The organism is Ignavibacteriota bacterium (assembly GCA_016716225.1).
Taxonomy (GTDB): Bacteria; Bacteroidota; Ignavibacteria; order Ignavibacteriales; family Melioribacteraceae.
Map to the genome: position 1 here is coordinate 2149044 of JADJWT010000001.1, position 24721 is coordinate 2173764.

Sequence of the window (24721 nt, forward strand, 5' to 3'; positions counted from 1 at the left end):
AATTCTTAATAAATTTGAGGAATTCAAATGAAATTTTTTATTGATACGGCAAATATTAGTGAAATTAAAGAAGCGGCTTCAATGGGATTGTTAGATGGAGTTACAACAAATCCATCTTTAGTTGCAAAAGAAGGAAAAGATTTTAAAGAACTTCTTAACGAAATTGTAAAAATTGTTGATGGACCAATCAGCGCGGAAGTTGTTTCAACAGATTATAGCGGAATGCTGAAAGAAGCAGAAGAATTAGCTGCAATTCATCCAAATATTGTTATAAAAATTCCCCTAATTCTTGAAGGAATTAAAGCTGTAAAAACTTTAACTTCAATGAATATTAAAACAAATGTTACGCTTTGTTTTTCTGCATCTCAAGCAATTTTAGCAGCAAAAGCCGGTGCAACATATGTAAGTCCGTTTGTTGGAAGATTAGATGATATAAGTCATTCCGGAATGCAATTGATTGAACAAATTGTAACAATTTACAACAACTATAATTACAAAACACAAGTATTGGTTGCAAGTATTCGGCATCCGCTTCATTTGGTTGAGGCTGCAGAAATTGGAGCGCATGTTGCCACAATACCATTTAGTGTAATTAAAAAATTATTCAATCATCCTTTGACTGACAGCGGATTAGAAACATTTTTGAAAGATTGGAAAAAATTAAACGGATAAAAAATGAAACAGACAAAATTTATTGATGTTCACAAAAAGTTTGGTGCAAAATTAGTTGAGTTCGCTGGTTACGAAATGCCAATTCAGTATTCTTCAATAATTGCTGAACACAAAACTGTTAGAAATTCGGTAGGAGTTTTTGATGTTTCGCACATGGGTGAAATTTTTATTAGAGGAAATAATGCATTAGATTTTGTTCAATATATTACCGTAAATAATGCTGCAACTTTAACAGATGGAAAAGTTCAATACTCTGCAATGTGTTATGAAGACGCCGGAATTGTTGATGATTTACTTGTTTATAAAATTTCTGATACCGAATTTTTACTCGTTGTAAATGGAGCAAATAAAGATAAAGATTTTGAGTGGATGAAAAAGAATAATAAATTCGACGTAGAAATTTCAGATGAATCTGATGAATATTCCTTGCTTGCTGTACAAGGACCAAATTCTCAGATCGTAGTTGAAAGATTATTAGCTCAAAAAATTAATTTGGAATATTATACATTTTTCAAAACTCAGTTTGATGGAAATGAAATTATTGTTTCAAGAACCGGTTATACCGGAGAATTAGGATTTGAATTATATTTCAAAGGTTCAAAAGAATTTGCTGAAAATGTTTGGGAAAAATTATTTGAGTACGGAAAAGAATTTGATATTCAACCAACCGGATTAGGATGCAGAGATTCACTTCGATTAGAAATGGGATTTTGTCTATACGGTAATGATATTGATGAAACAACAAATACTATAGAAGCTGGGTTGGGTTGGATTACAAAATTGAAAAAAGGTAATTTTATTGGGAAAGATGTTTTAGAAAAAATTAAGGAAAATGGAATTACAAGAAAATTAGTTCCAATAATATTTAATGATAAAGTTTTTCCGAGAAAAGGTTATGAGATTTTAAAGGATGGAAAAATTATTGGTAAAATAACTAGCGGTACAGTTAGTCCGATTACAGATAAACCAATTGCATTAGCTTATGTTGCAAATGAATATTCGGAAGAAGGAACAATTCTTCAAGCAAATATAAGGGGAAAGGGGGTTGATTCGATAATCACTAATTTACCATTTATAAAAGAAAAAAAATGAAAATTAATACTTTACTTACCCCGCTTAGTGTTGATGAACTCTATTTTACGAAAAAAAATGTTGTAGTTATTGATGTACTTAGAGCAACAACAACAATTGTTACAGCTTTGAAAAACGGTGCAAAGGAAATTATTCCAGTTAGTTCTGTTGAATTTGCCATGACTGTTTCTGGAAATTCTTTTAAAGGACATACTTTACTAGGAGGCGAACGAAATACTCTAAAAATTGAAGGATTTGCTCTCGGCAATTCTCCACTTGAGTATATTAGAGAAATTGTTGAAGGGAAATCAATTGTACTTTTTACTACTAACGGATCAAAAGCGATAGTAAAAGCTAAATATGCTACAAATCTGATTATTGCATCATTTCTTAATGCAAATGCAATTAAAGAAAAAATGCTTGAAAACAATGAAGATTGGGAAATTCTTTGCTCAGGAAATAACGGAAAATTCTCATATGAGGATTCAGTTTGTGCGGGGATGATAATTTCACAAATTCTTGATTCGAAAGAAGATATATTTTTAGATGATTCGAGTAAAACCTGTAAAATAATTTTTGATAAACACAAAAAGAAATTAAGTAAAATGCTTGCCGAAACCGAGCATGGACAAAAATTAATTGAATCCGGTTTTAAAGAAGATTTAAATTTCGCATCACAACAAAATATTTTTGAAATTGTACCTTTTTATCAAACCGGTGTAATTAAAACGACAGCAAAATAAATGGCTAAACAAAATAAAAATAATCAAAATTCCAGTGATCAAGGCTACTTTATTGTTTCTCTTGAGAAGAAGAAAAAGTTAATTGGATTATTTTTAGTAATTTCTGCAGTTTTACTTTTGCTAAGTATTTTATCTTTCTCAAGTTACGATCAAGCAAGATTACATTTTAATTTTACTGATTTCTTTAAAGTTTTTTCAACAGATCCGGATTATATTCATCGAACTCAGTATACACATAATTGGCTTGGAATTTTCGGAGCATATACTGCACATTTTCTCATTCATTCAACAATAGGATATTTCTCAATTGTAATTCCAATTGTTTTATTTGTTTGGGGTTACACAATCTTGAGAAACGGTGAAAAAAAACTTGCCTTAAATATTTCAAACTTTCTATTAATATTTGGAATTATTTTAGCATCTTTTTTTGGTGTAATCAGATTTAATACTGATCAAGAATTTTTTTTAAATAATATTACTTTAGCTGGAAATATTGGTGATTTCTTCGGCACTGCATTAAGCAGAATGTTTGGAATGCTTGGGGGAATAATTGTTTTATTAACTTCAATCTTTATTTCATTGTTCATTGCCTTTGATCTAAGATTTAGAGCAGTGAGAAATTATATTTCAAATTATCTAAATAGAGAAAAACCCGAAGAAAAAATTAGAATAAATATTGAAGAAAAAGATAAAATTTCTGAAAGCATTGAGAAGATTAAAAAAATAACAATTCCAAAGAAGAAATTATTTAAGTCGGATGAAAAAAATGAAGATGAAATTGATGAAGAACAAATTCAACCGGAAACTAAAATTAGAATTGTTAGAACCGAAGAAGAAGTAAAAGTATCAAAGCCGCAAATTGAACCCGAAGTAATAGTTACAAGCAGTAAAACAAAAGATACTGATGAAATTATTCAAGCAGTTGATAAAAAAATTGAAGCTGATCTTCCGGATCAATGGGAAGAAAATATAAAATTTATTTCACCTACTTTAGAATTACTTGAATATTCAGAAGATGAATCTGTTGCTGTTTCTGAAAAAGAATTAAAACAAAATGCAGAACTTCTTAAAGAAAAATTAAAACTTTTTGATATTGATATTGAAGATATTTCTGTTACACCCGGACCGGTTGTAACTTTATATGAAATTGTTCCGGCACCTGGTGTAAAAATAAGCAGAATTGTAAGTCTAGAACATGATATAGCATTAGCACTTGCCGCACGTGGAATTAGAATAATTGCTCCAATTCCAGGTAAAAGTGCAATTGGTGTAGAAATTCCAAATGAAAAATCACAATTAGTTAGCGCACGTGCAGTTCTTGCTCATTTAGGAAAATCAAAAGCGGAATTACCTATTGCATTGGGTAAAACAATTACCGGCGAAGTTTATATTACTGATTTAGCAATTATGCCGCACTTACTTATTGCCGGTTCAACCGGTTCTGGAAAAAGTGTTGGAATTAATATGCTTCTCACAAGTTTAATTTATGCAAAGCATCCATCGGATATAAAATTTGTAATTATTGATCCGAAGAAAATTGAACTTTCTTTTTACGGAAAATTAAACAAACACTATTTAGCAATTTCACCGGATTTAAGTGAAGAAATTATTACGAATCCGCAAAATGCATTGTTAGTTTTAAAATCTGTTGAACATGAAATGGAAAAACGTTATGATAAACTTGCTAAACTTGGAGTTCGTCATATTGTTGATTATAATAAAAAAATTGCAAATCCTAAACAGCGACCTTTAGATACGGAAAATATGAAGCATTATAAACTTCCTTATATTGTTGTTATAATTGATGAGCTTGCTGATTTGATGATTACATCTGGGAAGGAGGTGGAAGCACCAATTACTAGACTTGCACAATTAGCAAGAGCTGTTGGAATTCATCTTGTTGTTGCTACACAAAGACCTTCCGTAAATGTTATTACAGGAGTTATTAAAGCAAATTTTCCGGCAAGAATTGCATACCAAGTTGCAACAAAAATTGATTCAAGAACAATTCTTGATATGAATGGCGCAGAACAATTATTGGGCCGCGGTGATATGTTATTTCTTCCAGGAGGTGTTCCAAAACCAATTAGAATGCAGAACGCTTTTGTATCAACGGATGAAGTTGAAAAAGTTACAAATTTTATTTATGCTCAAGGCGGATATTCCAAAAGATATTTTCTTCCCTCAATGTATGATAAAAAAAGCAGCGAAGGAGCTAATTTTCTTGAAGATAAAGATCCAATGTTTGAAGATGCAGCACGTGTAATTGTTCGTCATCAGCAGGGTTCTGTTTCACTATTACAAAGAAGATTAAAACTTGGTTATTCTCGCGCGGCAAGAATTGTTGATCAACTTGAAGAAGCTGGAGTTGTTGGTCCATCCGAAGGAAGCAAAGCACGTGAAGTAATTATAGAAAATGAAGAACAACTTGAAACTTTGTTAAGGTCATTATGATATTATTATTTTTGCTGATCATTTCTCTTTTTCAGAATCAAACTGAAACATTAATTAAAAAAATTCAAGAAAAGTTTGAAATAACAAATAATTTAAAAGCAGAATTTGTTCAATCGGCAAATAATGTAAATGTAATGAATGGAAAATTTTATTTTTCACAAAAAAATAATTACAGAATTGAACTCGAAAAAAATACAATTATTTCAGATGGAAAAACTATTTGGAATGTTGATAATTCTAAAAAGAAAGTAATAATTTCAAATGTTGAAGATGATCCTCTGGCTTTTTCCTTACGAGAATATATTTATGATTATCCAAAAGGATGTAAAGTAACGGAAGAAAAAATTGATGAAAATAATTTTATAATTTTTTTAGATGCAACCGATTCAAATTTTAATTTTAAGAATGCCAAGCTTTGGATAAATTCTGATTTTATTATTACAAAAATTTTAATTGAAGATTTCAACGGCGGTAATTTCGAATTCAGATTTTCAGAAATAAATATTAATACAAATTTGTCTCCATCAATTTTTAACTTTCAAGAAAATAAAGGATTGAAAATTATTGACCTCAGATAATTCAATTTTTGCAAAACTCAAAAAAGTATTTAGTTATACTTTTCCGGTTTTATTGATGTTTGTATTTCTTTACATGGCATTCAGTAATATAAATTTTGAAGAAGTTATTTCAATATTGTCAGATATTTCAATTCCATGGTTTTTACTTTATTTATTGGTTTGGGCAATGTCGCATATTGTTAGAGCCCACAGATGGAAAATTATAATTAAATCCGTAAAAGAAAATACATCTCTTCTCAATTTGTTTGGTGCAGTAATGGTTGGATACGGAGTTAATTGTGTTGTCCCTAGATTAGGTGAACTTTATCGCGGATTATTTTTAGGAAGATGGGAAAATATTTCTCGTTCTTCCATGGTTGGAACTATTGTTGTTGAAAGAGTAATTGATATTTTAGTCCTAGGTTTTTCTGTTTTAATTAGTGTTGCAATTTACTCGGGAAATCTTTATTCAGAAATCAGCTGGCTTAAATCAACAGTTTATGTTGGCTTTGCAGTTATTCTTGGTATTATTGTTTTCTTAATTTTATTAGTTCAATTCAAAGAAAAATTTTACAATGCAATTTTGCAATTCGTAGGAAAATTTTCTGTAAAAATTGCAAATGTTTTAGCAAAAGGCTTTCATTTACTTACTGATGGATTTGCAAGTTTAAAGGGAACAAAAAATTTCCTACTTGTAATTTTTCTATCCGCACTTATAATGTATCTTTACGGCTTAACGGCATATATTGCTTTTTATGCAATTCACATGGATGAAATTCAAACTGTTAGTTATTCAATGGCTTGGATAGTTATGACTATAAGCGCATTTGGTGTAATAATTCCAACACCCGGCGCAACCGGTTCTTATCATTTAATTGTAATTTCCGTGTTAGTAACTTTATATAATTTTAATAGTGAAATCAGCGGAGCATTTGCGATATTAACTCACATAACTTCATATATTTTATTTATTGTTTCTACAATAATTTTATCTTATGGAATAAATAAATTACAAGTGAAAAAAGGTTTACCGGTAGCAAATTTTTTAACAGTATTTAAAAGTAAAGAAAAATTATAATGAAAAAATCATTTTTAATTTTATTCTTCTTTTGTGTAAGTAATTTTTTTGCACAATATGAAATTGGTGGCGGTATGGGACTTTCATACTTTAATGCACCCGATCTTGTAAATTATATTGAAACAAATTTTTCAAATGATGAAGTTCCTTCTTTTTCATCTTCTGCAGATTTCTTTCTCCAATTTAATTATAATATAACAACTTTATATCAATTGAGTTTAGAATATAATTATAACATTTATTCTTACAATTCTGATTTTAGTGTTGGCTTTTATGATTTTGAAATAAATCAACATAAACCTTCCTTAATTGGATATTATTTGTTAAGAGGAGAAGGTTATAAATTTAAATTCGGCGGAGGTTTTGGATTAAGAATTGCTCAAGCTCAAGAAAAAATAGGTAGTTATGGAAGCTCGAGCATTTATAAAACTACCGGTTTTGGATTTATTGGTAAAGCACAAGGTGATACGAAAATAGGAAGCGATTTTTATGCATTAATTTCCGGTGAAATTATTTATGATTTAACCGGTGAAATAACAACTGTAACTAATAATAAAATTGATTTAAGTTCCTTTGGCATTGGAATTAAACTTGGCGTAATTTATTACTTTTAGGAAAATTAAGTGAATATTATAGAAGCAATTATTTTAGGTATAATTCAAGGTTTAACAGAATTTTTACCAATTAGCAGCACCGGTCATCTAACCGTTGCTGGAAAATTAATGGGACTAATTTCTGAAGAACATCCGGAACAGTGGACATCATTTATTGCTGTAATTCAATTAGGGACATTAGTTGCAATATTAATTTATTTCTGGAATGATTTGTGGAAAATTACAATTGAATTTCTTAATGAAAATTTGTTGAAAAGAAAAAGTTTCGGAAAGCAATCAGAAAATTCTAAAATGGGTTGGTATATAATTTGGGGTTCAATTCCGGTTGTTTTAATCGGAATGGGATTTAAAGATGTTATTGAAGGGGCACTTACAAAAAATTTATATGTAATTTCAATAAGTTTAATTGTGTTGGGAATTATTCTTTCAATTGCTGAAAAATTTGGAAAATTTAAAAAAGAGCTAAAAGATATAAAATGGTATGATGCATTAATTGTAGGATTTGCACAATCACTAGCATTAATTCCTGGTTCATCAAGATCTGGTACAACTCTTACTGCTGGAATATTTTTAGGATTTAAAAGAGAAACCGCTGCAAGATTTTCTTTTCTTCTAAGCGTGCCAGCAATTTTAGGAAGCGGTTTGCTTCAGCTTTATGAAGCTTTAGAATATATTGATGGTTCCGGAATTGTAACTTTAGTTGTTGCAACAATTGCATCGGCAATTAGCGGATATCTAACAATAGAATTTCTGCTGAAATTTCTTAAGAAAAATTCAACAATGGTTTTCGTTATTTATAGAATTGTTATTGGAACTATAATAATCTTTATGATTTTTAATAATCTTATAAATCCATAAGGGGGAAAAATGAAATATTTTGGAATATTTTTTTTAATTTCAATAGTATTCATTAGTTGTAACGAAAAACAATCATTAACAAAAGATGAAAATTTAAAACAAAATCCATATGAGGTAAAAGTGAAAGAACTAATGACTTTAAATCCAAACGAAATGTTAGTTGCAAAATTTAATACAAGTATGGGAGATTTTGAAATAGAATTGTTTGCAGATAAAACTCCTAAAACCGTTGAAAATTTTGTGGGATTAGCAATTAAAGATTATTATAATGGAATAAAATTTCATAGAGTAATTGATAATTTTATGATTCAAGGGGGAGATCCAACCGGAACCGGCTCCGGCGGTGATAGTTTTTGGGGAGGATCTTTTGCAGATGAATTTCATAAAGATTTAAAACATACCGGACCTGGAATTTTATCAATGGCAAATGCCGGACCAAATACTAATGGAAGCCAGTTTTTTATTACGCTTGTCCCAACTCCTTGGCTCGATGGAAAACATTCGGTTTTTGGAAAAGTTGTTTCCGGACTTGAGGTCGTTCAAAATATTGGAAAAGTTGCAACATCCAAACCTTTTGATAAACCGTTAAAAGATGTTGTGATGAACAAAGTATCAATTGAAAAAAAATCCAAATAAATTTTTTGAGTTCATCTAAAAATAATTTATATACTTAAATTGAATAAAGTTTATAAAGCAAAATAAAATTTTCGTAAATGCAAAAAGTTAATTTTAGATGAACTCATTCTCAAAATAATGTATAGAAATAAAGAAAATACGGCTTCTATATATTCGCTAATATCCGAATTACCAAAATCAGATTTGAAACCGATTTATTTCTTTTTTGGTGAAGATCATTTTACAATTAATAATGCAATAAAAGTTATTGAACAAAAAGCTTCGCAATTTATTTCAAGTGATTTTGATAAAGAAATTATTGATATAGAAAAAAAAGATTCAATAACAAATTTGGTTGATCTTGCATTAACTTTTCCGTTTGGTTCTGGGAAAAAATTATTAATTGTTAAAAATTTTGAAAATTTTGCAAACAAAAAACAAATCAATTCTTACATTATAAATCCGGCTGAAAGTACAATTCTTGTAATTGCAAATTATGGAGCAATTTCAAATTTAAATTCAGAACCATATAAAATTCTTTCAGAGAAAAATTATCTTTTTGAAGCAAAAGAATTAAAAGGTGCAGATTTAGAAAATTGGGTAAAAAGAAGATGTTCGCAGCTTGAAATTGAAGTTACTTCAGAAAATATTAAAATGTTGATTGAAATTATCGGCGAAGATAAATCACTGTTAGAAATGCAATTTCAAAAGTTAAAAAGTTTTTTAAATGATAAAAAAGAAATTACTGCTGAAGAAATTAAAAGTTTATCTTCTGCAACAAAAGAATACACAATTTTTGATTTGCTAAATTCCATTGGAAAGGGAAATAAAAGCAATTCTTTAAAAGTATTGTTTAATCTACTTGAAACCGGTAAAGATTTAATTTTTGTAATTTCAATGCTTACAAAATATTTCATGGTAATTTCTCAATCATTTGAGTTAAAGCAGCGCGGATTAAATGATGCAGAAGCATCTCAAGCAATTGGAGTTTCAAAATATTATTATATTAATTGTAAAAATGCTTCGTATTTTAATAATGAGAAAAAAGTTCAAAAAGCTTTCATTGCACTTTTTAATGCAGATTTTACGTTAAAAACATCCGGAATTGAAGAAAAAACTTTAGCAACAATTTTATTAACAGAAATTTTTGAAGAATAGAATTATTTGAATAGAATTACGTAATTTTTGAAACATTTTTTTAAACTAAAAGTATAAAGATCATTGGATAGAAAACTAAACGATTTAACTGACGAAGAATTAATCCAAGAATTTCAAGAAAATAATACTCTTGAAGCTTATGAAATTTTGGTTAACAGATTTAAAGATCCGTTAACAAATTATGTTTATCGTTTTTTAGGCGATAAAGATCTTTGTACCGATATTGTTCAAGATACGATGATTAAGTTTTATTTGCATAAAGATTCATATAAATCTTTTGCAAAATTCTCAACTTGGATTTACACAATTGCCGGAAATTTAGCGCGCAATGAATTGAAAAGACGAAAAAGACGAATGATTTTTTCTCTGGATAATGATGATGATGAAAAGAAAATTCAAGTAGAAGATACTTCTTTTGTTTCGCCGGAGCGAGCAACAGATAGCGAAATGAAAGGTGAAATTATTCAGAAAGCATTGTTAAAAGTTAAACCGGTTTATAGAGAAGTTGTAATTTTAAGAGATATTGATGGTTTATCTTACGAAGAAATTGCTGAAATTACGGATTTGTCAATCGGAACAGTAAAATCTAGAATAAATAGAGGAAGAAGACATCTTCAAGAATTATTAAAAAATATTTACAGTGGGTAATTTATGGAGCAAAAATTCTACAATTCTAATGATGAGCAATATAAACATGTAATTAATTTGTTAAGGGAACTTCCTAAAGTTAAAGCGGAAAATAATTTTGAATATAATCTAAAAGTAAAAATTCAGAATAAAAATTTTGCCTTAAAGACAGAAAAAAAATATTCGTTTTTTCCATGGAAAGTTTTAATTCCGGTTGGAAGTTTTGCAACTGCAGCAATTGTAATCTCATTATTTTTTCTAAATACAGATCCAGAAAATTTTGAAAACCCGTTTCAGATTTCTCCTAAACTCAGAACAGAGATTTCTGGAAGTTTGTTGAATTCAAAAAATCTTACTGCAAATAGTGAAATCAATCAAAATGATGTAATAATTAAGAAAAAAAGAGAAATTGCTCAAAATAGTAAAAATTCTAATTTACAAAACAAAGAAAAAGAAAATCAAATAATTACCGAAAACAATAATAGTACAAAATTTCCGTTTAGTAATTATAAATCAACCAATTTGGACCAAGCTTTGCAAAATGAAAATAAATCAACAAATATTGATAGAAGAGCAACTTTAGCAAGTAGAAATAATTCTCCGTTTTTTAACGGATTTTATATGCGAGAAGAAGTTGATAAAAAGTATGTTGAAACTTTAAAAGCTAAACTTGATTCATTAAAAAGAGAAATGTACAAACAAAAAGAAAGATAAATTAAGAATATTGAATTTTACTGAAAGATTTAATATTTTTATGGGCTAAAATTTATCGGGTTCAAAATGAAAAAAAATATTCATCCAAATTATCAAAATTGTGAAGTAACTTGTGTTTGCGGAAATACTTTTACAACAAAATCAACTGTTGATCATATAAAATTAGAAATTTGCTCTGATTGTCATCCATTTTTTACCGGAAAACAAAAATTGTTAGATTCAACTGGTAGAGTTGACAGATTCAATAAAAAATACGGTTTAAAAAAATAATTTAAAGCTTTCAAAAAAATAAGCACACAAAATTGTTTATTTTATGAAAGCTTTTTCATTTCTTAAAATCTAAAATTCTTTATTTTCTTTTCTTTTTGTTAAATTTAACGCACATTTAATAAATTAATTATTTGAACTTTTATGCAACAAGTCGTAATTGGTTCTGAAACAAATCTATATTCCGGTGTTAGAGGAATTGCAGTTAAACTGCTTAATAGGGTTGATAGAACCGACGCCTATTTAGAAAAATTATTAGATATTGAAATAAAAAATTCGGAATTATCCGGCAAAGATAAAGCGTTATTATTTGAAATTGTGCATGGTGTAATAAGATGGCTTGGGAGAATTGACTGGATTTTAAATGGATTTTACAAAGGTCAATTTTCTAAGTGCATTCCGAATGTAAAAAATTCAATGCGTGTTGCACTTTATCAAATATTGTTTTTGGATAAAGTTCCCGAGCATGCCGCGGTAAATGAATCAGTAGAGTTTGTAAAAAAACTTCAAGGTGAAAAATCTGCAAATCTTACAAACGCAGTTCTACGAAATATTATTAGAAGTAAAGATTCAATAAGATATCCAAATAAAGAAGAAGATATTGTTGGATATTACGCTGCTTATTATTCGCATCCAACTTGGATGGTAAAAAGATGGATTAAAAGATTTGGAGAAGAAGAAACAAAAAATTTGTTAATCGCAAACAACAACCGACCAAAACATACACTTCGTGTAAATTTGCTTAAAACAAATATTGAAGAATTAAAAACATTATTAGATTCTGTTGATCTCAAATATAAAAACGGGAAATATTTAGATGAATATCTTGAATTAACTACACTTACAAATATTACAAGCTGGGAATATTTTCAAAAAGGATATTTTACAATTCAAGATGAAAGTACCGGATTTGCATGCAAAGCACTTGATGTAAAACCGGAAATGAAAGTTCTCGATCTTTGTGCCGCTCCCGGTGGTAAAACTGCATTTTTAGCTGACGAAATGAAAAATCAAGGAGAAATTGTTGCTGTTGATAAATTTGAAAATCGCTTAGATATTCTAAAGAAAAATATTGAAAGATTGGGAATTAGTAATGTTAGAACAGTTGTAAAAGATTCTTTAAATTTTAATGAGAATGATTTTGATAGAGTTCTTGCAGATGTTCCATGTAGTGGAATTGGAACTTTAACAAAAAAGCCGGATATAAAATGGAAAAAAGATTTTGGTGATATTCGAAAGCTTAATGATATTCAAATTAAATTATTAGAAAAAGCAGCAATGTCTGTAAAAGTTGGTGGAATTTTAGTTTACAGCACTTGCACAACAGAACCCGAAGAAAATATAGAAATTGTAAATAAATTTTTGGCATCAAATATAAATTTTGAGTTGGTAAATTTAAATGGAACTTTCAATCCGGAAGTTATTGATGAAAACGGATGTGTACAAACTTTGCCAAGTAAAAATAATATGGATGGAGCGTTTGTAGCAAAAATTATAAGGAAATTCTGATAGGGGGAAAAAATGAATGAAATGTTGAAAAAATTTTCGGAGCAATTAAAGAAAAAACGTGAAGAAAAGAAAATTTCCATTGATCAAATTCATTCAAAAACCAGAATTGATAAGAAATTTATTGAAGCAATTGAAGAAGGCAATTTTTCAATAATGCCGGAATTTTACATGAAAGCATTTTTAAGAGAATATTGCGGAGCAGTTAATCTAAATACGGATGAAATTGTTTCCAAATTTGAGCTTGCAAAACAAGGTTTGAATTTTGAACCAAGTGAAACAAATGAAAATGCAAATGATGAAAATGAAAAAACAAAAGAATCCAAATTACCAAAGAAAAAAAATGTTAAAACTCCAGAAATAATAAAAGATGTAAATCCTCCCAGCATTGAAAATTTTAAACAGCCACAAGTTTCAAAACATATAGAAAAAAATTATCCAGTTTATTATTCTCTACTTGCAATAGTTTTAATGTTAATAATATTTGTGGTGTATAATACATTTTTACGCGATAAAGAAAATTCATTTATTACCGAAAAACCGTTTGAGGAAACTTTACCGCAGAAAGTAGTAATTGATACACTTTCTTCAGATACTTCATTTGTAAAAACAGATAGTTTAAATTCAACAATAAAGGATACTGTTAATCAAATTGATGAAGAAATCTTAAACTCGCAAATTGTTCAACCTCAAAAAAATGGACTTGAACTAAAAATTGTTTGTGATGATAAAGCTTGGATACGCGCAGTTATTGATGAAAAAGATAATAATGAATTTACTATAACTTCCGGCATGACAAGAGTTTTCAATGCGCAAGAACAATTTTTATTGCATATAGGAAATTCCGGTTCAGTGAAATTATTTTTAAATAGTAAAGAATTAGCTTTTAATAAAGCAGTTGGAAGAGCAAGAAAATTAATAATCACAAAAAATGGAATTGAATATTTATCATTGAAGAAAGCAGTTACAAATGAGTAATAATATTCAGAAAAATATTGAAGAACTAAGAGATAAAATAAGAGAATATGATTATTATTATTACGTTTTAGCTGAAAGCAAAATTTCAGATTTCGAATATGATAAACTTTACAAAGAACTTCAAAAATTAGAAAATGAAAACCCACAGCTAATTACTCCAGAATCACCAACTCAAAGAGTCGGTTCCGATTTAACAAAAGAATTTTTACCGGTTATACATAAATCTCCAATGCTAAGCATAGAGAATTCATACAATGAACAAGATCTTCTTGATTTTGATAAGAGAATTAAAAATTTTTTTAAAACTGAAATTGATATTGAATATGTTGCCGAATTAAAAATTGATGGCGTTTCAATCAGCATAACTTATGAAAATGGAATTTTAAAAAATGCCGCAACAAGAGGAGATGGAATTACCGGCGAAGATGTTACAACAAATGTTAAAACTATTAAATCGGTTCCTTTAAAATTGACTTATGCAGAAAATATTCCTCAAAAATTTGAAGTACGCGGGGAAGTATTTATGGAAATTGCGGAATTCGAAAAATTAAACAAACAAAGAGAATTAGAAAATTTAAAATTATTTGCAAATCCAAGAAATTCAGCAGCTGGAACATTAAAATTGCAAGATCCCAAAATTGTTGCCTCCCGACCATTAAATATTTTTACGTACTATTTTTATTCTGAAGAACAAGATCTATCTACTCATGAGAATAATCTTAAATTATTAAAGCAATTTGGATTTAAAGTAAACGAGAATTATAAACTTTGTAAAAATATAAATGAAGTAATTAAGTATTGTGAAGTTTGGGAAAGGAAAAGAGAAAATTTACCATATGAAACTGATGGAATTGTTATAAAAGTTAATAATTTATTTGACCAAAAATTATTAGGAAATACAGATAAATATCCAAGATGGATAAGAGCATTTAAATTTCCTCCAAAAAAAATATCTACAAAATTATTAGCAATAACTTGGCAAGTTGGAAGAACGGGTGCCATAACTCCGGTTGCAGAACTTGAGCCGGTATTTTTAGCCGGTTCAACAATTAGTAGAGCAACTTTGCATAACAAAGACGAAATTGAAAGAAAAGATTTAAGAATTTGTGATACTGTAGTTATTGAAAAAGGCGGAGATGTAATTCCGAAAATTTCTGAAGTTGTGTTTGAAAAAAGGGAACCAAATTCTGCTAAAACTGTAATCCCCAAAGTGTGTCCGGTTTGCGGAGAAAATTTATACTTTCCGGAAGAGGAAGTTGCAATTTATTGTATTAATAATTTATGTCCAGCGCAAATTAAAGGAAGCATTGAACATTTTGCATCACGCGGAGCAATGGATATTGAAGGATTAGGCGAATCAATAATTTATCTTTTTGTTGATATGAAATTGCTGAATTCATACGTTGATATTTATAAACTTCCCGAAAGAAAAGATGAATTAATTTCAATTGAAAGATTTGGCGAAAAAAGTGTTTTAAATTTGTTTAACGCAATTGAAAAAAGTAAATCAAAACCATTTGAAAAAGTTTTATTTGCAATTGGGATAAGATTTGTAGGAGCCGGCGCTGCTAAAAAGTTAGCAAATCATTTTGGAAATATTGATAATTTGATAAATGCCTCAGCAGAACAGATTGAAGATGTTCCGGAAATTGGACCTAAAATATCTGCAAGTGTAAAAAAATTTTTCAGCAATCCGCAAAATTTAGAAATAATAAATTCTCTTAAATCATTTGGATTGAATTTTGAGTCTGAAAAAAAAATACTGCAAAATATTATTTTTGAAAACTTAACTTTTGTACTTACTGGAACTTTATCAAAATTGACTAGAGATGAAGCAAAAAAAATAATTGAACTAAATGGCGGCAAAGTTTCATCATCAATAAGTAGTAAAACTGATTTTGTTCTTGCAGGTGAAAATGCAGGATCTAAATTAGATAAAGCTCAAAAATTAAATGTAAAAATTATAGACGAGGAAAAATTTAACCAAATGTTAGAGAAAAAATAATTGTTTGAGGAAATTAAAAATAGAATTGGTTATTACGTTTTCAAAAAGAAAATGTTAAAGAATTTTGATAACAAATTTTCATTTAATAATTTCATAGAAGAATCTCTAGATTATATTTTGATTTTACCTTTAAATGATAATGATTTTAATAATAGTTTGGATGTTGCAAAATATTTTCAGATACATAAAAAAAATGTAACTTTATATTTGCCCGAGCATAGAAAAAATTTAGTTAGATTGCCAAATAATTTTAATGCAATTACATATAGTTTTGATAATTTGACCAAACTGGGTTTGCCGAATAAACAATTGAAAGAAAAAATTGACAACCAGAAATTTGATGTTCTTGTTGATTTGGAAAGAGAAGAAAATCTTTTTTTAGTTTCTTCGGTAACTTTAATAAACGCAAAATTTAAAGTCGGGTTTAAAAAATATAACGTAGAAAATCTATATAATTTTCAGCTTGTAAATACGGAAATAAATTCTGAAATATCATACAGAAATTTGTTAAATTCATTAAAGATGTTTTGATTTTAAATTTACTCAAAATGAAAAATAATGTATTAATATGAACGAAAACGTAAACTTTGAATTCAAAAAAAATGGCGATGTTGCAATTTTCAAATTACATGAAAAAACATTTGATGCTTCAATTGCCGGCTTAGTAAAAGGCGAATTAACTATTTTATTATCAAATGAAGATATTCAAAAATTAGTTTTTGATTTATCTGAAATTGAATATTGCGATAGTTCCGGTTTAAGCGCGATTTTATTATCGTTTAGAATACTACAAACAAATGACGGACATATAAGATTAGCGGCTCCTCAAAAAAGTGTAAGAACTTTGATTGAAATTTCGCAATTAAATAGAGTTTTACCAATAAAAGAAACTGTTGAAGAAGCCGTTAATGAGTTAAAAGCAATTTAGGTCTAATTGTGGATAAAACTTTTGACTATGTTATAATTGTTCTTTTTCTAATTGGAGTAGCATTATTTGGAATCTTTAAAGGTGGAAAACAAAAATCAATTGAAGATTATTTTCTGGGCTCTAAAAATATTCCTTGGTGGGCAGTTTGTTTTTCAATTGTTGCCGCAGAAACTAGCACATTAACATTTATTTCAATTCCCGGTTTAGCTTATTTAACAAATCTAAATTTTCTTCAGGTAACTTTTGGATATTTATTGGGAAGAATTATTATCGCAAAATATTTTCTTCCATCATATTTCAAAGGAGAATTAAATACTGCTTATGCGTTTCTTGAAAACAGATTTGGATACAAAACCAGATCATTTTCATCAATAATATTTTTGTTTACAAGAACTGCTGCTGATGGTGTACGACTTTACGCAACCGCAATTCCTCTAAAATTAATGTTGGGAATTGATTATACAACAGCAATAATTATTATTGCAATTATTACTCTGCTTTATACAATAACCGGCGGAGTTAAAGGAATTATTTGGGTTGATGTTCTGTTAATGTTTATTTACTTAGGCGGAGCTTTACTTGCAGGATATTTTTTATTATTTAAATTTTTACCGGATGGATTTACAACATTAATTTCATCGGCAGTAACTGAAAATAAATTAAATGTTATTAATCTGAATTTTGGTAATTCAATTTCAGAATTTTTTGGGCAACCATATACTTTGCTAAGTGGAATTATCGGAGGAGCATTTTTATCAATGGCTTCACATGGAACAGATCAATTAATTGTACAAAGATTATTAAGCACAAAAAATTTAAAACAAGCTCAAAAAGCTATTATTGGAAGTGGAATTATTGTAATTATACAATTTGTAATTTTTCTTTTAGTTGGAATTGCATTATTTGCATTTTACGGAAAATTAGATTTACGATCTGATGAAATTTTTCCCAAATTTATAATTGAAAATATTCCTTCACCTTTTTCCGGAATTATTATTGCTGGTTTATTTGCTGCGGCAATGTCAACTTTAGCCGGTTCAATTAGCGCACTTTCCTCTTCAACTATGATGGATCTTTATCAACCTTTTTTTAAAAATAGAAATAAAAATATTGATTTAACGGTTTCAAGAATTTTCACAATAATTTGGACAATAATGTTAATTTTTGCTGCATTATTTTTTATGAATTCTTCTCAAACTGTTGTGGAATTGGCGTTAAGTATTGCCTCATTTACATACGGTGGTTTATTGGGAACATTCATGCTCGGATTATTTGTTAAGAATGCCAATCAAGAAGATGCGTTGGCGGCATTTACCGGCGGCATTTTTATTATGATTACGGTAATTTCATTAAAGTTAGCTGCTTGGACTTGGTTTACACTTATTGGAGTTACTGCTACCATACTACTTGGAACTTTTTTATCTTACTTGAGTAAAAAATAAATTTTTCCTACATCAGAATATTTTATGGTTGATCCAAACAGATTAAAAAAAATAGAATTAGTAGTTTTTGATCTAGACGGTACTTTGCTAAATGAATATGCAGAGATTGGCTCTAAATCTATTGAATTAGTAACCGAATTAAAAAAACTTGGTGTTAGGTTTACTTTTGCAACCGGCAGACTTCATAATTCAATGATTGAATATGCAAAGATTTTAAATATTGCTACACCGTTAATATCTCTGGATGGCGCAATAATAAAAAGTTATCCGGCAAATGAAATAATTTTTGAATCATACATAAAACCAAAATATGTAAAAAAAGCTATTAATATGGCTGATGAATTATTGCTTAAAGTTGCATTAAGTCATGATGAAGCAATTTACTATACAGAGCAAAATTCACTAATTCCGAGATTGATGGATAAATACGAAGCAAAGTTTGAAGAAATTGAATCGTATGATAATTTAATGGATAGAACTTTAGAAATTGTAATTACTGGTGATTATAAAAATTCAATAAAGTTAATTGAGAATAAAATGAAGTTTCCAAGTGCGTTTGGATTGAAAACATCATTTTACAAATCTCAAGATCAAGACGGGGTTTACTTTTTAGAAATTAGAAATAAAAATTGTTCTAAAGGTGATGGATTATTGAAATTACTCAAACATCTTAAAATTAATATTCATAATACAGTTGTAATGGGTGATTGGTACAATGATAAATCGTTATTTAGTACAAAAGCTTTAAAAATTGCTGTTGCAAATGCTGTAGATGAAATTAAAAAATTGGCAGATCACGTAACATCAAAAACCAATGAAGAAGACGGAACCGCAGAATTTTTAGAAATGATACTAAGAGCTAAAAAATGGCAGCAATAATTAGCAAAGATTCGATAAATATCGCAAAGAAAAATAAACAATTAAGAGTTTTAATAATCTTAATCGGAGCAGTTCTAATCGCTTCTATGTTTCCAAGAGGAGAGGCATTAGAATTTGATGTTCCTGTTGGTGCAATATGGATTCAAGATGATTTAATTGCAACAATGCCGTTTGAAATATTAAAAGAGCCGGAAACTTATCGAATCGAAAAATTAAATGCTTCCGAAAGTGTTTTACCGGTTTTTGAGATTAAAAGAAATATTCAAAAAACTGTTTCAGACTCAATTAAGAATTTCAATGTAAAACTTTTAGCAAATATAGATAAACAAATTGATCAAAATGAAATTACAAATAGTTTTGGATTTCTGAGTTCAGAAAGTTTTGCAAAAATTAAAGAAATTAGAAAATTTGAAAACTCACTTTCTGTTAATTATCCAATTACAACCTCAAAATTATTTTCAAATATTTTAAAAATTAGTGAAGAAATTTATAAGAATGATTTCTTCAATTTAAATTACGATGAAATTGAAAAGGATACAATAGCATTAAGAGTTGGAAAATTTGAAAACTTAATTTCTAAAAAAAGAATTTTAGATAAATCGGCATATGAAAAAATACTGAACAATTTGATAAGTTCAACCAAACCGGATGATCCGGAAATTATGTCCATATATATTGAATATGCGCAACATTTTTTTAAACCTTCGGTAAATTTTAATAAAGAACTTACTGATATAGAAATTAAACTTGCACAAGATAGAGTTTCAAGGAATATAGGAATTGTTGAAGAAGATGAAAGAATAGTTGCAAAACATAATAGAATAACCCCTGATATAAAGCTTAAAATTGATTCATATAGAATTGCGCGAGGTGAAGAAAGAGGATTTTGGTCAAAAATGCTTCAAGGATTGGGCAAAGTTCTTCATATTCTTGTGATAATAGCTTTATTTAGTGTTTACATATTTTTATTCCGCCCCAAAATTTTTAATGATAATTCAAAAATATTTTTAATAAGTGTAATAATTGTTTTAATAAGTTTTATTGCATTTCTAATAAATCAGATAAATGTAAATGCCCCAATTGAATTATTGATTTTAGTTCCGGTAGTTTCAATGCTGATAACAATTTTCTTTGATTCTCGAATAGGATTTTATTCAACAATAGTAATGTCATTAATTGTCGGCGGCTTACGTGGAAATGATTATTCCTTAGTTGTTATGAATATTGTTGCCGGAGGTTTAGCAGCTTATACAGTTAGAGATATAAAAAATAGAAATCAAATATTCCGATCTTTCTTATTTATTTTATTGGGTTATATGACAAGCATTCTTGCTTTCGGCTTGGAAAGATTTGCTCCATGGGAAGAAATTGCTGTGCAGATTGGATTTGCTGCATCTAATGCTTTATTTAGTCCGGTGCTAACTTATGGCTTAATTATTTTCTTTGAAAAAATATTTAAAATTACAACTGACATAACATTACTTGAACTTACTGATTTTAATAATCCACTTTTAAAAGAATTAGCTAGAAATGCACAAGGTACTTTTAACCATTCCCTAACAATGGGGAATATGGTAGAAAGCGCTGCAGCGGAAATTGGCGCAAACCCTTTACTAGTAAGGGTTGGTGCATTATATCATGATATAGGAAAATCTCAAAATCCGAGTGCATTTGTAGAAAATCAAATTGATAATTATAATATACATGATCAGCTTACAACTGAACAAAGTGCTGAAATGATTATTGAGCATGTTGCGCAAGGTGTAATTATGGCTCAAGAAGAAAAATTACCACAGGAAATAATTGAATTTATTTTAACACATCATGGCACTTTACTAGTTTCGTACTTTTATGAAAAGGCTATCGAAGAAAAGGGAATTGAAAATATTGATATTAATAAGTTTAGATATCCTGGACCAAAACCAATAAAAAAAGAAACTGCACTTTTAATGTTAGCTGATGCTTGTGAATCAGCAGTTAGAGCTATGACAGAACCAACTCCAGAAAAGATTGAAAATATTATTTCGAATATTTTTAGCAGCAGATTGAAAGAAGAACAACTCGAAGATTCACCGCTTACATTTTCTGATTTGACGAAAATTAGAAAATCATTTTATTCAACTTTAGTTGCTTTGCATCATAAGAGAATTCGTTATCCAAAACAAGATGAAATGGAAAACGAAGTTAAAGATAATTCAAATTAGTAATGCAAGAATTTGTAAAAGAATATTTATCTTTATTGAAAATTGAGAAAAACCTTTCGGAAAATTCTATCTTATCATATAAAAATGATTTGAATAAATTGATTGATTTTTTTGATAGAAAGAAAATATTAGATTTAAATGAAGTTAATAGTAAACTTATTGTTGAATATTTTGCTCGGCAGAGAGAAGATGGTATAACTTCAACTTCAGTGAGTCGATATTCATCATCTGTAAAAGGTTTTTTTTCTTACTTAAAACAACAAGGTTATATTCTTACAAATCCAACTACAAATTTAAACTCTACAAAATTATCGAGAAAACTTCCGGCAGTTTTGTCATTCCTCGAAATAGAAAAAATTCTTGATTCTCCGGATTTAAACGAGAGATTAGGATTACGTGACAAAGCGATTTTGGAAGTTTTGTATTCTTCCGGCTTGCGGGTTTCTGAAGCAATAAATTTAAAAATATCAGATTTATTTTTGAATGATGAGATAATTCGTGTTTTGGGAAAAGGATCAAAACAAAGAATTGTGCCAATTGGATCTAGTGCAATTAATTGGTTGAAAGAATATCTAACAAAAGTTAGACCGCTGCTCCAAAAAAATATGAAAAGTGAAAATATAGTTTTCTTGAATTCAAAAGGTTCAAAACTTTCAAGAATGGCAATTTGGAAAATTGTAAAAAAGTATTGCGATATAGCTGAAATTAAACGAGAAGTTCATCCGCATACTTTTCGTCATTCATTTGCAACGCATTTATTAGAAGGCGGAGCTGACTTACGCGCAGTTCAAGAAATGTTAGGTCACTCCGATATTTCTACTACACAAATTTATACACATATTGATCGTGAATATGTGAAACAAGTTCACAAAGATTTTCATCCAAGAGGTTAAATTTGCCCGAAATTGAAATAAGTGAAAAATTAATTTTAATGTTTTATTTTCTTCCAATTTTCTTAATTTCATTAAGTATACATGAATTTGCACATGCATTTTCTGCAAACAGATTTGGTGATGATACTGCAAAATTGCAAGGGAGATTAACATTAAATCCGTTAAAACATATTGATCTTATTGGAAGTATAGTTATGCCTATATTAGCATTTACGTCCGGATTTATGTTAATCGGCTGGGCAAAACCGGTTCCAGTAAATCGAAGCAAATTAAGAAATCAATTTCGTGATGATGCAATTGTTTCATTTGCGGGACCATTATCAAATTTGGTTTTAGCAATTTTAGTTTATTTAGTTTTTAATTTATTCTCTTTTATGCAAATTGAATTAAGCAATATTTTTTACAATATAATTAGGTTAACTATAATTTTTAATATTTTTTTATTTTGTTTTAACTTACTTCCAATTCCACCACTTGATGGCTCACATATTTTATTTGATATTTTTCCAAATCAATACACTGCTAAATTGTTAAACTTAGGAATTTATGGAACTGTAATTTTGTTTGTATTTATTTACAGTCCACTTTGGAATGTATTTATGGAATTTGTTAGTTGGCTGAATGGATTTTTTATTTTATGAGAATTGTGTTTTGAGTTACAAGAACTTGTTATTATTTTTCAAAATGAAAACATGAAATGTGATAAAAAATAATTATGAAAATTAGCGGATTTTCTTTTGTAAGAAATGGAATTTCACTTTACTATCCGATAGTTGAGTCAATAAAATCAATACTTCCTATAGTTGATGAATTTTTTATTGCAGTTGGAAAAAGCAGTGAAGGTGACGATACTCGCGAAAGAATTGAGAAAATTGGCGATCCAAAAGTTAAAATTATTGATACGGTTTGGGATGAAAAATATTTTAAAAAAGGAATTATAAATTCAATACAAACTGATATTGCTATGCAAAAATGTTCCGGTGATTGGCTTTTTTATTTGCAAGCAGATGAAGTTATTCATGAAAAATATTTAAATGTAATTCAAAAAAGATGTGAAGAATTATTGGATGTTGAAGAAGTAGAAGGATTACTTTTTGGGTATAAACATTTTTGGGGTGATTACAAACATTATCATAATGGTCACGGCTGGTATCCAAATGAAATTAGAATTGTTAGAAATTTACCGGAAATACATTCTTGGCAAAGTGCACAATCATTTAGAAAATTTGAATTTTATGATAATCCGCGACAAGAAAGCGGACATTCTAAATTAAATGTTGCTAAAGTTGATGCCGAAGTTTATCACTATGGATGGGTTCGCCCACCGCATTTGATGCAAAATAAAAAACGTGCATTGGATTCTGTCCATTGGGGATTGAACCGTGCAATAGATTATTATGAAAAAGCTCCAAAAGAATTTGATTATGGTCCGTTAAATTTACTTGCTGATTTTACTGAAACTCATCCAGAAGTTATGAAAGACATAATTAGCAATTTTAATTGGGAAAATAAATTGCAGTATTCCGGAAAGCCAAATAAATATAGAGAACCACATAAGCATGAAACTTTAAAGTATCGATTTATTTCATTTGTTGAAAAATATTTACTTGGCGGCAAAAATATTGGCGGATTTAAAAATTATAATTTATTAAAAAATGTTTAATGTCGTTTTTCAAAACAAAAATGAATTGTAGACTTTGTGGTTCAAATACACGAGAATTATTTTCAGCAAAAATTTTAAAGAAATTTGATATTCATTATTTTCAATGTAACAATTGTAATCTTTTGCAAACCGAAAATCCTTACTGGCTAGATGAAGCTTATAATAATCCTATCAATTTAACTGATACGGGTTTATTAAAAAGAAATATTTATTTCCTTGAGAAAACTAAAACAATATTATTCTTTTATTTTAACAAAGAAGCAAAGTTTCTTGATTATGCCGGTGGATATGGTGTTTTCACGCGTTTGATGCGAGACAATGGTTTTGATTTTTATTGGCACGATCCATATACACAAAATATTTTTTCCAAAGGGTTTGAATTAAATGAATCAACTAATAATTTCGAATTAGTAACTGCTTTTGAATGTTTTGAACATTTTGTCAATCCTTTGGATGAAATAAAAAAAATAACAAAGTTTAGTAGAAACATTTTATTCTCAACAAATTTATTGCCGAATCCAATTCCCAAGCCGGAAAAATGGTGGTATTATGGTTTAGAGCACGGACAGCATTTATCATTTTACACAAAAGAGACTTTAGAATATTTAGCAAAAGTATTTGAATTAAATTTATATTCACCCGGAAAAATTTTACATCTTCTTACCGAAAAAAAAACAAATAAAAATATTTACAAATTTGTTCTTAATAAAAGCAGTAACTTAAGTTGGTATATAAATAAAAAACAAATATCTAAAACATTTCTTGACTCGCAAGAATTGAAAAAATAACTGGTTA

At 28.5% G+C, this 24721-nt stretch carries 25 protein-coding genes; all 25 read left to right on the plus strand.

Annotation, left to right across the window (positions count from 1 at the left end):
- The first annotated feature begins 27 nt into the window (after positions 1-27).
- The 25 genes from fsa (at position 28) to IPM32_09550 (ending at position 24714) form a co-directional block, all read left to right on the plus strand.
- Positions 28-672: a fructose-6-phosphate aldolase gene (fsa, locus tag IPM32_09430; GenBank protein MBK8945474.1), complete on the plus strand. Its 645-nt coding sequence runs from the start codon at positions 28-30 to the stop codon at positions 670-672.
- A 3-nt stretch (positions 673-675) separates the two neighbouring features.
- Positions 676-1764: a glycine cleavage system aminomethyltransferase GcvT gene (gene gcvT / locus IPM32_09435; protein ID MBK8945475.1), complete on the plus strand. Its 1089-nt coding sequence runs from the start codon at positions 676-678 to the stop codon at positions 1762-1764.
- The gene (locus tag IPM32_09440; protein ID MBK8945476.1) at positions 1761-2486 is read left to right on the plus strand and encodes a 2-phosphosulfolactate phosphatase; all 726 of its coding nucleotides are present in this window, start codon (positions 1761-1763) and stop codon (positions 2484-2486) included. Before gcvT ends, IPM32_09440 begins: the two co-directional genes overlap by 4 nt.
- The gene (locus IPM32_09445) at positions 2487-4940 is read left to right on the plus strand and encodes a DNA translocase FtsK (protein MBK8945477.1); all 2454 of its coding nucleotides are present in this window, start codon (positions 2487-2489) and stop codon (positions 4938-4940) included.
- Positions 4937-5518 carry an outer membrane lipoprotein carrier protein LolA gene (locus tag IPM32_09450; GenBank protein ID MBK8945478.1) on the plus strand — a complete coding sequence of 194 codons (582 nt, stop codon included), beginning with the start codon at positions 4937-4939 and terminating at the stop codon, positions 5516-5518. Before IPM32_09445 ends, IPM32_09450 begins: the two co-directional genes overlap by 4 nt.
- The gene (locus tag IPM32_09455; protein ID MBK8945479.1) at positions 5505-6575 is read left to right on the plus strand and encodes a flippase-like domain-containing protein; all 1071 of its coding nucleotides are present in this window, start codon (positions 5505-5507) and stop codon (positions 6573-6575) included. Before IPM32_09450 ends, IPM32_09455 begins: the two co-directional genes overlap by 14 nt.
- Entirely contained in the window at positions 6575-7189 is a 615-nt protein-coding gene (locus IPM32_09460; protein MBK8945480.1) for a hypothetical protein, read from the plus strand. The genes IPM32_09455 and IPM32_09460 overlap by 1 nt, the downstream gene beginning before the upstream one ends.
- 9 nt (positions 7190-7198) lie before the next feature.
- Positions 7199-8047: an undecaprenyl-diphosphatase UppP gene (gene uppP, locus IPM32_09465; protein MBK8945481.1), complete on the plus strand. Its 849-nt coding sequence runs from the start codon at positions 7199-7201 to the stop codon at positions 8045-8047.
- Between the two features lie 9 nt (positions 8048-8056).
- Positions 8057-8683 (plus strand): peptidylprolyl isomerase, encoded by a 627-nt coding sequence (locus IPM32_09470; protein MBK8945482.1) that lies wholly within the window; start codon positions 8057-8059, stop codon positions 8681-8683.
- 117 nt (positions 8684-8800) lie between these two features.
- A complete protein-coding gene (gene holA / locus IPM32_09475; protein ID MBK8945483.1) occupies positions 8801-9820 on the plus strand; it encodes a DNA polymerase III subunit delta in 1020 nt (339 codons plus the stop codon).
- Positions 9821-9883: 63 nt separating this feature from the next.
- The gene (locus IPM32_09480; GenBank protein MBK8945484.1) at positions 9884-10468 is read left to right on the plus strand and encodes a sigma-70 family RNA polymerase sigma factor; all 585 of its coding nucleotides are present in this window, start codon (positions 9884-9886) and stop codon (positions 10466-10468) included.
- 3 nt (positions 10469-10471) lie between these two features.
- The gene (locus IPM32_09485; protein MBK8945485.1) at positions 10472-11161 is read left to right on the plus strand and encodes a hypothetical protein; all 690 of its coding nucleotides are present in this window, start codon (positions 10472-10474) and stop codon (positions 11159-11161) included.
- A gap of 66 nt (positions 11162-11227) precedes the next feature.
- Positions 11228-11431: a 50S ribosomal protein L31 gene (gene rpmE / locus IPM32_09490; protein ID MBK8945486.1), complete on the plus strand. Its 204-nt coding sequence runs from the start codon at positions 11228-11230 to the stop codon at positions 11429-11431.
- Between the two features lie 141 nt (positions 11432-11572).
- The gene (gene rsmB / locus IPM32_09495) at positions 11573-12937 is read left to right on the plus strand and encodes a 16S rRNA (cytosine(967)-C(5))-methyltransferase RsmB (protein MBK8945487.1); all 1365 of its coding nucleotides are present in this window, start codon (positions 11573-11575) and stop codon (positions 12935-12937) included.
- Between the two features lie 12 nt (positions 12938-12949).
- Complete coding sequence (locus IPM32_09500; GenBank protein ID MBK8945488.1) at positions 12950-13912, plus strand: helix-turn-helix domain-containing protein; 963 nt, start codon at positions 12950-12952, stop codon at positions 13910-13912.
- Complete coding sequence (ligA, locus tag IPM32_09505; protein ID MBK8945489.1) at positions 13905-15917, plus strand: NAD-dependent DNA ligase LigA; 2013 nt, start codon at positions 13905-13907, stop codon at positions 15915-15917. The genes IPM32_09500 and ligA overlap by 8 nt, the downstream gene beginning before the upstream one ends.
- A 51-nt stretch (positions 15918-15968) precedes the next feature.
- Positions 15969-16448 carry a hypothetical protein gene (locus tag IPM32_09510; protein MBK8945490.1) on the plus strand — a complete coding sequence of 160 codons (480 nt, stop codon included), beginning with the start codon at positions 15969-15971 and terminating at the stop codon, positions 16446-16448.
- A 37-nt stretch (positions 16449-16485) separates the two neighbouring features.
- Positions 16486-16845: an STAS domain-containing protein gene (locus tag IPM32_09515; protein ID MBK8945491.1), complete on the plus strand. Its 360-nt coding sequence runs from the start codon at positions 16486-16488 to the stop codon at positions 16843-16845.
- Positions 16846-16850: 5 nt separating this feature from the next.
- Positions 16851-18287, plus strand: coding sequence for a sodium/solute symporter (locus tag IPM32_09520; protein MBK8945492.1), 1437 nt, complete (start codon positions 16851-16853; stop codon positions 18285-18287).
- Between the two features lie 24 nt (positions 18288-18311).
- Positions 18312-19166 (plus strand): HAD family hydrolase, encoded by an 855-nt coding sequence (locus IPM32_09525; protein MBK8945493.1) that lies wholly within the window; start codon positions 18312-18314, stop codon positions 19164-19166.
- Entirely contained in the window at positions 19154-21370 is a 2217-nt protein-coding gene (locus tag IPM32_09530) for an HDIG domain-containing protein (GenBank protein MBK8945494.1), read from the plus strand. The genes IPM32_09525 and IPM32_09530 overlap by 13 nt, the downstream gene beginning before the upstream one ends.
- 2 nt (positions 21371-21372) lie before the next feature.
- Complete coding sequence (gene xerD / locus IPM32_09535) at positions 21373-22263, plus strand: site-specific tyrosine recombinase XerD (protein MBK8945495.1); 891 nt, start codon at positions 21373-21375, stop codon at positions 22261-22263.
- A gap of 2 nt (positions 22264-22265) precedes the next feature.
- Positions 22266-22904 (plus strand): site-2 protease family protein, encoded by a 639-nt coding sequence (locus IPM32_09540; GenBank protein MBK8945496.1) that lies wholly within the window; start codon positions 22266-22268, stop codon positions 22902-22904.
- A gap of 74 nt (positions 22905-22978) precedes the next feature.
- Positions 22979-23926: a hypothetical protein gene (locus tag IPM32_09545; protein MBK8945497.1), complete on the plus strand. Its 948-nt coding sequence runs from the start codon at positions 22979-22981 to the stop codon at positions 23924-23926.
- 20 nt (positions 23927-23946) lie between these two features.
- Positions 23947-24714 carry a class I SAM-dependent methyltransferase gene (locus IPM32_09550; protein ID MBK8945498.1) on the plus strand — a complete coding sequence of 256 codons (768 nt, stop codon included), beginning with the start codon at positions 23947-23949 and terminating at the stop codon, positions 24712-24714.
- The last annotated feature ends 7 nt before the right edge of the window (positions 24715-24721 follow it).